This window comes from Methanothermobacter sp. (assembly GCF_030055425.1).
Lineage (GTDB): Archaea > Methanobacteriota > Methanobacteria > Methanobacteriales > Methanothermobacteraceae > Methanothermobacter.
This window is the reverse complement of record NZ_JASFYE010000003.1, coordinates 118,021-129,652: the sequence shown is the minus strand read 5'-3', so window position 1 is coordinate 129,652 and position 11,632 is coordinate 118,021. Positions and strand designations below refer to the sequence as shown.

Genomic DNA, 11,632 nt, shown 5'->3' with positions numbered 1-11,632 from the left:
ACCTCCTACCTAAGGCCAAGGGCCCTATGCATCTGTGGTATAACGTAAACATCCATATACTTTCCGGCTTCCTGAGACATTTCCAGCAGGCGAGGAGTGTACAGAGCCCACTGTTCAGGGGGACTGCAGGGCTGTATAACCATTGAAAGTTTTTCATGGTCATCAACGCCTTCACGGAGCCGCATGGCCAGGGCCCCGATGTATTCAGCCCCCGTTGTGGGCATCACAACCACCTTACAATATGTATTTACACCTTTTGATATTAATATGTTTATGACTTGAATCTCCCGATCAATGAGGTCATCTGGCCCGGATATATCGGATTCTGTAATAATGTGGTTGAAATCCCCTGAAAAATGTTCAGATGTTTTAATATCCACCGATGCGTAATCAAAGAGGTGGGATATCCTCCGTGCGCTGGCCGGAAGAGAGCCGTTGGTTTCAAGAAGAGCACTCCATGGGGAATCCTCAAGGAATTCCCTGATAAAGTCCGGGTAAAGAAGCGGTTCGCCCCCCGTGATGCTCAGTGAATGAAAATCAGGTGTCATGAGGTTTTCAACCATCCCCAGAAGCTGGTCTGCTGAGAGTTCCTCCCCACAGGATGGGTCCCTGCTCTCTGGGGTGTCACAGTAGCTGCAGTTAAGGTTGCAGCCGGCGAACCGTATGAAAATCTGCCTCTTCCCTACAAGGAGGCCCTCACCCTGGATGCTGCTGAAGACCTCCATAATGGGTGCCCTCATGTGGATCACCGCGATATGGTGTAGATGGCCCCCTGTCCTATCCCCTCATTTACGCAGACCTCAACCGAGGATATGTCGTACTTTCTGCCGAGCTCCTTAAAGAGGGTTGAGGCAAAGTAACGTGAAAGTTCCTCTGCAGAACTGGATTCCAGGTCAAGGAGGCAGCAGTCCTCCTCGGGTATACTGTACTCCTTACCCCCGATCTCAAATTTGATGTTTCCGCTTGTTGATGAGAAATTTATGAGCGGACTTCTGAGGGGTATGAGGAGTTTATGGTCAAATCTGCTGCATAGTTCTCTCACCACTGCCTTAACGTCCTTGAAGTCAGCCACGAATCCGTGTTTGCCACTCCTTTTTCCCTCAACCTTCACGTCAACTATGTATGAATGTCCATGTATGCATCCGCATGACTCGTGTTCAGGTATCATGTGTGCCGCTGAAAACCTTAAATTGGCATGTATCCCGTTGATAACTATTTTCATGTTAACCACATCAGAAGTTTCTCTGCCTCTTCAGAAGATTCTGGTTTTGCATATGTCCTCCTCAATGGAGTCAATCTCATGTATGTATGCCATGGCAACATTCTCTGCTATCTGGACAACTCCCTTCATCCCAAGTTCAGGCCTCTCATCCAGGAGCCCCACGGTATCCACATCATCTGGTGTGCCCTTCTCATGGATGTTCACACCCAGGTGTATCTTCATGCTGGATACCGAGGCAGTTGCTATGGAAACAGTTAACTTGGATGAACCTATGTAGAGGTCATCACCCTCCCTCCGGATCTCGAATCCATGACCCCGAAGTTCCTCCATTAACAGCATGACCAGAATCCTCTGCCTGTGATATGATAACCGCAGACTTGATGGCTGTTCATCAAAGTGTTCAACAATGAAGTGAAGGACATTCTCAGACTTTATCTCAAGGTCAACGTCCTCGTAGTCCACGATGTTCTTCACATCCATTGGGCCTATCCAGGTTATTATGCTTGAACCCTTTATTCCCAGTTCACTGAGGGCCCATGCAGGTTCTATCTGGCTTCCATCATACAGGATAGGGTCCTCGAGGTGCTCATATATCATCCAATCACCACTATACTATTTGGATGTGGTCCTATAAGTAGGATTTGAGTCACGTGGAAAGCCGTAACAGAGATCCCCCCGGGGAAGTGATTCCATGTCTGAGCTTCCCATGTGCTTGAAATCAGTCAAGAACCAGTAGCTCCCTGTAACCGGTTCTATCATCCATCACCCTTCTCAGTTTACCATGATAGGGTATCACGGCAAGTTCGACGGTTGTCCTTACCCTGCAATAACCCTTGAGGTGTCCGCCAAGCACACTTCCAGAGGAATCAGCCACTGCAATGTGGATGTGGACACCATCGCCTGTAATTGTCCCCTGAAGGGATATTATCTCAAGGGGGCCCTCAACTGTAAGGATGCTCTCATCCGCTGTCCTTATCCTCACACCATGGAGGCTACCTATACCCGATACAACAGCGCCCTCAACTTCCAGGGCCTCCATCTCAGCCATGAGATCCATGCCGGGCTCAAGTCTTAGGAGAATCATATTAAATTATTTGCAGATCCGCCCTCATTTAATTATCCATGGATCCAGATAACCAGGAAGAGATACAGCCCCTCTGATACATCAGAAAAATATGAAAAGGTTTATAGTTACATCATGCATTTAATTTACCTATGAAAGCCCGAATCCGTGACTTCATATACACATCCGATGACCTATTCTTTGCTGTTACATCATACGTTCATCCAGAAGACAGGATACTATCCTTTTTACGCTACATACCCGACAGTGAAGGTGAAAGGTCCCTGAATTCGGCAAGATACTCAAAGGTGAATTCTGAGCTGGCATACACCTTCCTTGAGGAGAACCACCCCACCTATCTCCACCCCTATGAGGAACTCGGTGTACTCATGATGGGTGTTCCCCATGAAAGGGTGGATAGTATACTGAGGCCAGACGAGCGCCTTCTGGATATAATGGAATCCCCAACCGATCAGCTGCTTGCCAGAGTTGTGATGATTGCCGACACCTTGCATGATGCCTCAGGGATCCCCTACAGATCCATGGGGGTTTCAGGTTCGGTGCTTCCTGGATTATATGACCCCCTGAACTCCGATATCGACTTTGTGGTTTACGGTTTGAGGAACCACAGAAGGGCCATGGAAGCCTTCGGTGAACTCAAGGGGGACCCTGCGAGTCCTCTGAATGGGCTGGATGAGGAACAGCTCATGAAGGTCTACAGAAAAAGGATAACCGATGATACGCTCTCCTTCAGGGAGTTCTGCTGGTATGAGATGAGAAAGAACAACAGGGGAATAATTGATGGAACCCTCTTCGATATCCTCGCTGCAAGGGACTGGAGTGAAATACAGGGCTCATGGGCCGATACAACCTATGAGGACTGCGGCAGGGTGACCGTCGAGTGCACGGTATCTGACGCTATCGAGGCATTTGATAACCCTGCAAGGTACCTTGTGGAGGATGTCATTGTACTTGAGGGGCCCGAAGCTGAAATCACTGAGGTTGTGTCCTTCACCCATACCTATGCGGGGCAGGCCAGGGAGGGTGAAAGGATAATCGCAAGGGGTAAGCTTGAAAGGTTCAGTGGAAGGGAAAACGGATACCGGGTTGTTGTGGGGACAACAAGGGAGGCCGAGAACGAGTTCATAAAGCTAAAGGAACTCAGATTATAAAATAACAGGTTAAAGACCCGATATACCTTTGTAAAAAAAGAAAGTGGGTTTATTAAGCCGTGGTGAATGCTGATCTGAAGTCCGCTGCCATCATGTTACCTGTGCTGGTCTTAACCGCAGTCCTTGGAACAGTTATGATGTATTTTGTACGTGCACGCCAGCTGCCAACGGGTTTTATGTAGAGCCTGTTACCTATGATCCTCTTACTGATGGAATTCAACCTTCCAGTGGATGTCTTAACCGTTATCTTGCTGTAGGCTGGCCCTGCAATTATACTGTTACTGAAGGTTATAACAATAGTCTTGGTCCTTGAAACCCTTGTCGCACCATTTTTAGGGTCAATGTAGGTCACAGCAATTGCGGATGTGAAGGAAGAACTGAAATCAGAGGTGAGGGTAACCCCATTGGCAGTTTTAACTGAGTTCCATGGCACGGTAATTATATACTTGACTCCAGGGCTCCATCCACCATCAGGGGTAATGTAGAGCCTGTTACCACTTATACTCTTGGAAATCTTCTTGGAGACACCGCTGGATGTTTTGACTGTTATGTTACCGTAGGCAGTGCCTGTGAGGATATTCTCACTGAAGGTTATAACAATCTTCCTGGTTAGTGAAACTGAAAGTGCACCCTTAGGCGGGTCAACTGAGAGGACACGTAATGGTTTGAAGACTGTAACATTAACCGGTGTCATGTTGTTTACAGTCACGCTATGGGTTCCATTCTGAAGAAGGATGCTGAATGTCACCGTAACCGTTGAATGTGCATCAACTTCGACGGTCTTCTGATCAACTATAGCGCCATCCACGACCAGCAATACAATCTCATTCTTTGAAAAATCACCGATATTTGTGATTTTAGCCGTTACAGTGACATTTAATGGTTCAATTCCCTTCAAAGGTGTTACAGTGAGGTTACCGTAGTTTATTGTGGCGGGTATAATGTTCCTGTTCACTGTGAGATTATTGTTGGGTACACAGGCGTCCCTTATATTTTTACCCTCCAGGAGCTGGGTTGTATCATTGTAGGGAACTGTTATGTTGACAACATGGTCACCTGGCCCGAGGCCTACTGGCCTTGTGATGGTCTGTGTCTCGCCATAATTGAGTGCATTTATGTAGTGAACTGTTTCATTGCCATCACAGTTTATCTTAACCATGAACTGTCCTGTGGGGTCTATGCGTGTAAGGTTGGCCCTGCCGTTGTTCCTTATAATCACCTGAATGTTTGTGGGTGTTACCGTGGCATTAATCACTGCAAGGTCAACAATGAGGGGCCTCTGGTCTCCATGGGTTGTTGGTATATCACCAAGTCCATCCCCATTGGTGTCATTCCCTGAGTAATCTGACCAGTAGTTACCTATCTCTGTGTTGTTAAGGCGGTTACCGGCTACGAAGGAATACAAACCTTCTATGAGATAGTTTCCATAGATGTTATTATCGCTACCTGTGAGTTGAATATTGTAGCAGGTCGAATTAAATATCCTGTTAGCTGTTATGGTGTTGTTGGCACCGTAATTGTAGATTCCAAGATTATTGTCGGTCATGTTATTATCAGATATTGTGTTGAAGGTGGCCCCGCTCATGGAAATTGAATAGGTGTTTTCTTCAAATCTGTTCTGGGATATGGTGTTGTATGAGGAATCCTTAAGGTATACGCCGATATATCTGAGAGTTATAGTGTTTCCTGAGATCAGGTTACCTGAAGAATTTATGAGATCTATTGCGTCTCCTCCGCTAGTTATGGTGTTACCCCTAATTGTGCTGTTGGAGGAACCATTAAGTTTAATCCCCCTGCTGTAGTGATGTAGTTAAGTGATACTGTGCAGTTGCTGGCATTCACAACTATTCCATAGTCATTACCACCGGTTATATTGAATCCACGTATACCAACACCGTCTGCCGTTACGTTGATTACGGGCCGATTGGGATCAGCTGGATTTATAACAACAGCTCCCCTGTTTATTGATGTGAGAAACACGTTTTCCTTGTTTATCTGTATATTCTCGGTGTAGGTTCCATCATCCACCCTTATAGTATCGCCAGGTCTGCAATCATCCAGTGCCCCCTGGATGGTGTCATAAACATCTCCTTTACCATTGTAAACAGCCCCCGAGGCTGTGCCGGAAAGGGCAACCGCAAAAAAAGTAGCCAATAACAAAATAAAGACCTTTCTATACATACACCTCCCCTCATCTATTGAGATATATATTGAACAAAAAACAATATATAAGTTACTATTTATTTACTATTTAACCCAAAATTCCAAAATGTAGTGAAGAAGTATAACTTCAGGTCTCACCACGGTTCGGCTTTTCATCAGGAAGCGATGAAAATCAACTCAATTTCCCTATTTCAGCGGAAAGCTGAACTATTTTAAACTGCAAATACGATAAATCATCAAGTGGATAGTGAATAACAGTAAATGGAGTTATACCATTCATTTAATATGCATGGAGGTTTTCATGTGAATGTTGGACTCATAGGATTTGGAACAATCGGGGCGGGGGTTGTGGAGATATTCAACACCAACCATGACCTCATAAGAGAAAAAACTGGAAAGGACCTGAAACTCAAAAGGGTTGTGGACCTTGACATAGAAACTGACCGTGGCGTTGAGATAGACCCTCAGATACTCTCAACAGACGCTGATGATATCCTCAATGACCCTGAGATCGATATAGTGATAGAGCTCATAGGGGGCTATGAACCGGCCAGGAGCTTCATACTGAGGGCACTGGAAAATGGTAAGCACGTTGTAACAGCCAACAAGGCACTCCTCGCCAGGCACTGGGATGAGATAATAACTGCTGCAAGGAAGAATGGGGTGAGGATCGCATTCGAGGCCAGTGTGGGTGGGGGCATACCCGTGCTGAGGGCCCTAAACGAATCCCTTGCAGCCAACCGGATAAAATCCATTTACGGTATAATAAACGGCACAGCCAACTACATCCTCACAAGGATGGCCTCTGAGGGAATGGAATTTGATGATGTCCTCAGGGAGGCCCAGAGGCTCGGTTATGCTGAGAGAGACCCTACATTCGATATTGAGGGCCATGACACAGCCCAGAAGCTTATAATACTGGCTCTACTTGGTTTCGGGATTTATGTGCCCGAAGAGGACCTGCATGTGGAGGGTATAAGCAGTATAAGGCGTGATGATATTGAATACGCAAATAAGGAGCTCGGCTGCAGTGTTAAACTTCTTGCAACGGCCTCTCTGGATGATGGTGAGCTGGAAATGGGTGTCATGCCCTTCCTTGTACCCCATGAACACCTGCTTTCATCTGTAAATGGCGTATTCAACGGCATATACATCACAGGGGACTTCACCGGCCCTGTGATGTTCTATGGTAAGGGGGCGGGGAGGAGGGCCACTGCAAGTGCAGTTGTTGCAGACTGTATGGAAATCGCCCTTAACCCTGAAAGTCCGCTGCAGCCAGGACCCGGTGTCAGGATGGTTGAATCCATAAGGGAGTTCAGCAAAACCAGATCAAGGTACTATATCAGGCTCGATGCGGTTGACAGGCCAGGGGTTCTCCATGAGATAGCCGGGGCCTTCAGCAGGCATGAAATAAGCATTGAATCAGTTACACAGAAGGGTGCACTTGAGGGGGAATCTGTACCCATATACATAGTAACCCATGAGGCGGCCGAGGGGGACATTCAGAGCGCCATCAGGGAGATATCTGAAATCCAGTGGGTCACCGGTGAACCTGTCCGGCTTAAAATACTCTAATTTTTTAAATCTCCTCTTTTTGTTTTTCATTGCTTATATATCACGTAAACCCCTGCCATGAGTTCCTTCAGCCCCGGGATTCCCACCATCATACTTAATACTTATTAATAAATTAATAATAATATGGTGGTGAATCCTATGTCCATTGCGGTTTCCATGATATCTGAATTCATGTTCTGTCCCATGAAGGTGTATCTCCGTGAACTCCTGGGGATCAGTGAGCCGGGTAACAGGTTTGCAATAAGGTTAAGGGATGCCTACCTCGACTTCAGGGCAGCTGCTGAGAGCAGAGCCCGGAAGATTGACGAAGACATCGGGATGGATGAACTGGAATCCATCCTCAGGGAGGACCTCGGGGGAATAATAAGGGGCCTTGATGAAACTGAAAGGGATAAGATAATGGACCTCATGCTCTTTGAGGTTGAATCCACTGCAAACAGGATAATCAGGGCTATGAGCACCCTTGGTCTTTCGGGGGACATGGCGGCCCATGTGCTGTTTCCACCATTGATCAGGGATTACCCGATCAACGATCCTTCCCTTGAGATCCATGGACGTGTAACCATGGAGCTGGTTGATGGCTCCTACTACCCCCTGAAGATAAAGACCTCCAAACCTCCCTTCAGGGGTGTCTGGCCAGCCGACAGCCTTGAACTCACAGCACATGCTATCCTGGTTGAGAGGGAATTTGAGACAGAGACCCTGGTTTCATTCATAGAATACCTGCTTTCCGGTGCGAGAAGACCCGTGCTGGCAGATTACGGGAGAAGGGAGTACCTCTTCGATATCCTGGACGATATAAGAAGGATAAAGGATGATGGTGAGTTGCCTGAAGTTCAGGTGAGTCCATCTAAATGTGCAGGCTGCGGTCTTGCAGAGACCTGCTCACGGGAGTTTCCGCTGAAATGACTGTATTATATCATCACCTGCACACCAATAAATCCACATGAGATCACAATCCGCTATAATAATCATCAGCCATGTAAAAAAGACCCCGACGTTACTGCCGCTAAAATGATTAGAATTAAATAACCGTTAAAACATAATAATTCAAGGTGATGATATGAAGGAGGAGCTTCTTAAAAAGTGTGAGGATATTGACAGCCCGGATGTGATGAGCAGTTGCCGTGTTCTCCTGGAACTCGCTGCCAAGAAGAAGGATGAAATACCCGAAGAGGACCAGACCTACCTTGAAATGGCAGAGAACCTCAAGCCATCAGATGTATCAAAGGTCCTTGAACTGGCCCTTAAAATAAGGGAAAGTGGTGATATAAAGGACCCTGAACTCAAAAACGCGGCCAGTAAACTTATAAGGGCTATCGAGATGAGCTGAAGCCCTAAATCTTTTTACCCTTTATTTGGGTGGCTAGAATTTTTCACCCCTTACCTTTTCGATGTTAAAAACCGCTGTGTCTGCAACGGCCATTACACTCATAACCCCCGCCTGTATGGGGTCTGTCACAACAAGATCCGCAACACCTGTGACGCTCCCTGGCATGTTGAGGCTTATGACGATGATATCATGTTCACTTTTAACCCTCTCAACAGCCCTTGTGATCTCCCCACCCATCAGTGAACCGGCAAGTACCAGGGCGGCCACCCTTGGGAGCCTCCCAACGGCGCTGACAGCCTCCGCAAGTTCAGCCTCCCCTACGAGGGGTATGGTGTCGATGCTTATGCGCTCGCCCCTTATGTTGTGCCTGTCGGCCTCGCTGATGGCCCCCATGGCAACCTGGGATACCTGGGCCCCTCCACCTATTATGATTATCCTCTTACCATAGATCTCCTCAAGTGACCTGTGCACCCTGACATCAACCACTGTTTTTGAGGACCTGATTTCATCCAGGAGGGACTCCATGTCCTCCACATCCTCAAGTTCCATGTATATGGAGCCATGGCCATCCCTTTCAACGTAGAGGTGGGCGTAGGTGATGTTTATGTTCCTTGAGGCTATCATGCCGGTTATCTCACTGAGAACTCCTGGCCTCTCAACCGTCTTTATACTGAGAGCCGCTGAACTCATTTAAACCACGAAAAATTTAATCTGAGGCCTCCAGGAGGGCCTTCTCCCTCCTCCAGAGGCTCAGGTAGTTATCCTCATCCCTTACGGGTATTATTCTGAGGCCCAGTTCCCTGTGTTCCTCTATCCAGTCCTCATCAAACACGGGGACCTCTATCTTGATGTGCTCGTCGGTTGGATTCACGACTATGAGGTTCCTGTAGGGGAACTCCAGTTCCACTATGTATCCGCCGAGGCTTATCATGTGATGCGGCCTTATAACCATCTTCATTCTATCACCTTCATACAAATGCCACCACCAGTGCCAGGACCCCTATCACCGATGCCGCTGCTGTTACGGGGTAGAACTGCTTGAAAGTGAATACCGGTGCAAATGCACTGAAGACTGCCATGATTACGGGGAATATAGCTGCAGCTGCCAGGTTGACGAGTATGCCCCAGCTGAGTATGTTTGGGGGTACCCCGATGAAAAGCACGGAGAAGAGACACCCCAGTGTGAACATGAGGAATCCCCGGGTTATGTAGACGAATGCCCTGTACTTTGAAGCGTACTCCATGTATGGCCCCTCTATGACATCGGCCTTGGTCTTGAGTATGGCGAAGGGGTACTCGTTGAGGAGTATCATGTAGCCTATGAAGAATGCCACGGTACCTATAACCCCTGCAAGGGTGAAGAGTACCGGGCCATTGGCTGCCTGGTATGCCACGATGTCCCCGATGGATATGCTTCCAGCCATAACCGCCGGCACGAAGAGTGCGATGTATATGGGGAATGACCCGAATGCAATCAGCCTGAAAGCCCTCATTGCACTCAGATCCTCAAGGAAGTACCTCTGGACATTGGGGTGTTTGGCCCCCTTTGCAAGGTCAGGGAATGGCATCCTCAGGGACATGACTGACCTTGAGAGTGAACCCATGAAGACGTAGATCACCTCCTCTATCTTGAGGAATCCCACAACCGCGACCAGGCTTGCGAGGGCACCGAAGGTGTACATGGGGGGTATGAGGAAGAGAAGTATGAGGAGTGCTGATATGAACCCTATAATGGGGAGTGAGTTGTAGAGGCGTGGGAGGGGTGAGCATGGCTCAATTGTCTTTTTGTAGAAGAACTTGAGTGCGGCCATGAGCCCCGGGCTTGAAACAGGGGGGCCTATGCGCTGCTGTATCCTTGCATGGACAAATTTCCTCTCAATCCCCGGCAGCCAGAGGCTTACAATCAATCCGAGGAGGACTGTTCCAGTGACAGATATGATTGAATATGATGCGTCCACTTTGATCACCTTTCAGCATTGAGGTCTATTATTTCAATTGCCCTGTCTGTGCACGTGAAGCAGGGGTCGCACTGCACTATCCCGAGCTGTGCATCGGTGATGTGGTGGCCTATGCAGGCATACTGCATGGCACCTATGTTTGACATTGAGGGTGTCCTTATTATTGAGCCCCTCACCCTTCCATCCTCTATTGCATAGGAGTGGTAGAGTCTCCCCCTTGGGGCCTCAACGTAGCTCTTTACTATCCCTGTATCCTGCATCTCCCAGTTCCTGTCAACAACCCTTCCATCCGGGAGGTCCCTGAGGGCCTGTCTTATTATCTTTATGGATTCAAATATCTCGAGGACCCTCATGAGGAGGTTTGCCCTGACATCCCCACCATCCTGGGTTATGATATCAAATTCAAATGGCTCGTAGCATGGCATTTCAGTCCTCAGGTCGAATTCAACACCAGTTGCCCTGAGTGTTGGGCCTGTTACATGTAATCTAAGGGCATCCTTCCTGCTTATGGGGCAGACCCCTGTTATGCGGGACATTACCATTGGATCGGAGGTGAACCTCTCTGCAAAGGCCTCAACCTTCTCCTCTATGAAGTCCATTCCCTCAATTATCCTCTGGATTTTCATCTCGTCAAGGTCTGCCCTCGGTCTTATGCCTCCGATGATGGGTACGCCGTACTGTACCCTGTTACCTCCTATGAGCCTCAGAAGTTCCATGACGGTCTCCCTTATGTAGAATAGCCTCATGGAGAATGTTTCATGCCCAAGGACCTCATTTCCATGGGCCAGGTAGAGGAGGTGGCTGTGGAGTCTTTCAAGTTCCCCAACTATTATCCTTATGTAGGATGCCCTTTCGGGTATCTCCACTCCGAGGCCCTTCTCAGCCACCAGGACTGAATTCCAGAGGTGGACGCCTGAGCAGATCCCGCATACCTTCTCTGTCAGGCTGTTGGCCTTCTCCACAGGGAGGCCCTCCATTATCCTTTCAATTCCCCGGTGGTTGACCCCAACGGTTATCTCGGCGTCTCTGACTATTTCATCCTCAACGAACAGCCTCACACGGTAGGGTTCTATGGCTGCCGAGTGCACGGTACCCATTGTTATTTCTGTCTCAATTATCTCCCTTTTCCCATCCATTGTAAGCACC

At 48.0% G+C, this 11,632-nt stretch carries 14 protein-coding genes; 4 read left to right on the top strand and 10 right to left on the bottom strand.

All coding sequences use genetic code 11. The features are described from left to right. Positions 1–5: 5 nt before the first annotated feature. The 4 genes from QFX39_RS04425 to QFX39_RS04410 form a co-directional block, all read right to left on the bottom strand. Entirely contained in the window at positions 6–740 is a 735-nt protein-coding gene (locus QFX39_RS04425) for a 7-carboxy-7-deazaguanine synthase QueE (RefSeq protein ID WP_300477784.1), read from the bottom strand. A gap of 5 nt (positions 741–745) precedes the next feature. Beyond that, positions 746–1,222 (bottom strand): 6-carboxytetrahydropterin synthase, encoded by a 477-nt coding sequence (locus QFX39_RS04420; protein ID WP_300477783.1) that lies wholly within the window; start codon positions 1,220–1,222, stop codon positions 746–748. A 30-nt stretch (positions 1,223–1,252) separates the two neighbouring features. Continuing rightward, positions 1,253–1,819: a DUF366 family protein gene (locus QFX39_RS04415; RefSeq protein ID WP_300477781.1), complete on the bottom strand. Its 567-nt coding sequence runs from the start codon at positions 1,817–1,819 to the stop codon at positions 1,253–1,255. A 121-nt stretch (positions 1,820–1,940) separates the two neighbouring features. Then, a complete protein-coding gene (locus tag QFX39_RS04410) occupies positions 1,941–2,306 on the bottom strand; it encodes a PPC domain-containing DNA-binding protein (RefSeq protein ID WP_300477780.1) in 366 nt (121 codons plus the stop codon). A gap of 131 nt (positions 2,307–2,437) precedes the next feature. Between QFX39_RS04410 and QFX39_RS04405 the strand changes: the two genes are divergently transcribed. Next, on the top strand, positions 2,438–3,457 hold the full coding sequence (locus QFX39_RS04405; protein WP_300477779.1) for a DNA polymerase subunit beta: 1,020 nt from the start codon (positions 2,438–2,440) through the stop codon (positions 3,455–3,457). Between the two features lie 52 nt (positions 3,458–3,509). On the opposite strand, the gene QFX39_RS04400 is transcribed toward QFX39_RS04405, so the two are convergent. Together QFX39_RS04400 and QFX39_RS04395 are read right to left on the bottom strand one after the other, a co-directional pair. Then, positions 3,510–5,201, bottom strand: a complete 1,692-nt coding sequence (locus tag QFX39_RS04400; protein ID WP_300477974.1) for an Ig-like domain-containing protein — start codon at positions 5,199–5,201, stop codon at positions 3,510–3,512. Continuing rightward, complete coding sequence (locus QFX39_RS04395; protein ID WP_300477778.1) at positions 5,198–5,638, bottom strand: hypothetical protein; 441 nt, start codon at positions 5,636–5,638, stop codon at positions 5,198–5,200. The genes QFX39_RS04400 and QFX39_RS04395 overlap by 4 nt, the downstream gene beginning before the upstream one ends. A gap of 285 nt (positions 5,639–5,923) precedes the next feature. Here QFX39_RS04395 and QFX39_RS04390 point away from each other — a divergent pair, with 285 nt between their 5' ends. The 3 genes from QFX39_RS04390 to QFX39_RS04380 all read left to right on the top strand — a co-directional run bounded on the left by QFX39_RS04390 (position 5,924) and on the right by QFX39_RS04380 (position 8,528). After that, positions 5,924–7,195 (top strand): homoserine dehydrogenase, encoded by a 1,272-nt coding sequence (locus QFX39_RS04390; protein WP_300477776.1) that lies wholly within the window; start codon positions 5,924–5,926, stop codon positions 7,193–7,195. Between the two features lie 138 nt (positions 7,196–7,333). Further along, positions 7,334–8,104 (top strand): Dna2/Cas4 domain-containing protein, encoded by a 771-nt coding sequence (locus QFX39_RS04385; RefSeq protein ID WP_300477775.1) that lies wholly within the window; start codon positions 7,334–7,336, stop codon positions 8,102–8,104. A 154-nt stretch (positions 8,105–8,258) separates the two neighbouring features. Beyond that, complete coding sequence (locus tag QFX39_RS04380; RefSeq protein ID WP_013296411.1) at positions 8,259–8,528, top strand: hypothetical protein; 270 nt, start codon at positions 8,259–8,261, stop codon at positions 8,526–8,528. Between the two features lie 33 nt (positions 8,529–8,561). Here QFX39_RS04380 and QFX39_RS04375 read toward each other — a convergent pair whose 3' ends face one another. From QFX39_RS04375 to QFX39_RS04360, 4 genes are read right to left on the bottom strand one after another with little or no spacing between them, the layout of a single operon-like run. Next, positions 8,562–9,218: a DUF5612 domain-containing protein gene (locus tag QFX39_RS04375; protein ID WP_300477774.1), complete on the bottom strand. Its 657-nt coding sequence runs from the start codon at positions 9,216–9,218 to the stop codon at positions 8,562–8,564. Between the two features lie 16 nt (positions 9,219–9,234). Beyond that, a complete protein-coding gene (locus QFX39_RS04370; protein ID WP_300477772.1) occupies positions 9,235–9,486 on the bottom strand; it encodes an energy-converting hydrogenase B subunit P in 252 nt (83 codons plus the stop codon). A 10-nt stretch (positions 9,487–9,496) separates the two neighbouring features. Beyond that, complete coding sequence (locus tag QFX39_RS04365; protein ID WP_300477771.1) at positions 9,497–10,486, bottom strand: NADH-quinone oxidoreductase subunit H; 990 nt, start codon at positions 10,484–10,486, stop codon at positions 9,497–9,499. A gap of 5 nt (positions 10,487–10,491) precedes the next feature. Continuing rightward, positions 10,492–11,622 (bottom strand): nickel-dependent hydrogenase large subunit, encoded by a 1,131-nt coding sequence (locus tag QFX39_RS04360; protein WP_300477769.1) that lies wholly within the window; start codon positions 11,620–11,622, stop codon positions 10,492–10,494. Positions 11,623–11,632: the final 10 nt, after the last annotated feature.

Coding starts and splice junctions, on each gene's coding strand:
- QFX39_RS04405 (WP_300477779.1), top strand. CDS start 2,438: ATGAAAGCCCGAATCCGTGACTTCATATACACATCCGATGACCTATTC.
- QFX39_RS04385 (WP_300477775.1), top strand. CDS start 7,334: ATGTCCATTGCGGTTTCCATGATATCTGAATTCATGTTCTGTCCCATG.
- QFX39_RS04360 (WP_300477769.1), bottom strand. CDS start 11,622: ATGGATGGGAAAAGGGAGATAATTGAGACAGAAATAACAATGGGTACC.
- QFX39_RS04380 (WP_013296411.1), top strand. CDS start 8,259: ATGAAGGAGGAGCTTCTTAAAAAGTGTGAGGATATTGACAGCCCGGAT.
- QFX39_RS04425 (WP_300477784.1), bottom strand. CDS start 740: ATGAGGGCACCCATTATGGAGGTCTTCAGCAGCATCCAGGGTGAGGGC.
- QFX39_RS04370 (WP_300477772.1), bottom strand. CDS start 9,486: ATGAAGATGGTTATAAGGCCGCATCACATGATAAGCCTCGGCGGATAC.
- QFX39_RS04395 (WP_300477778.1), bottom strand. CDS start 5,638: ATGTATAGAAAGGTCTTTATTTTGTTATTGGCTACTTTTTTTGCGGTT.
- QFX39_RS04415 (WP_300477781.1), bottom strand. CDS start 1,819: ATGATATATGAGCACCTCGAGGACCCTATCCTGTATGATGGAAGCCAG.
- QFX39_RS04420 (WP_300477783.1), bottom strand. CDS start 1,222: ATGAAAATAGTTATCAACGGGATACATGCCAATTTAAGGTTTTCAGCG.
- QFX39_RS04410 (WP_300477780.1), bottom strand. CDS start 2,306: ATGATTCTCCTAAGACTTGAGCCCGGCATGGATCTCATGGCTGAGATG.
- QFX39_RS04375 (WP_300477774.1), bottom strand. CDS start 9,218: ATGAGTTCAGCGGCTCTCAGTATAAAGACGGTTGAGAGGCCAGGAGTT.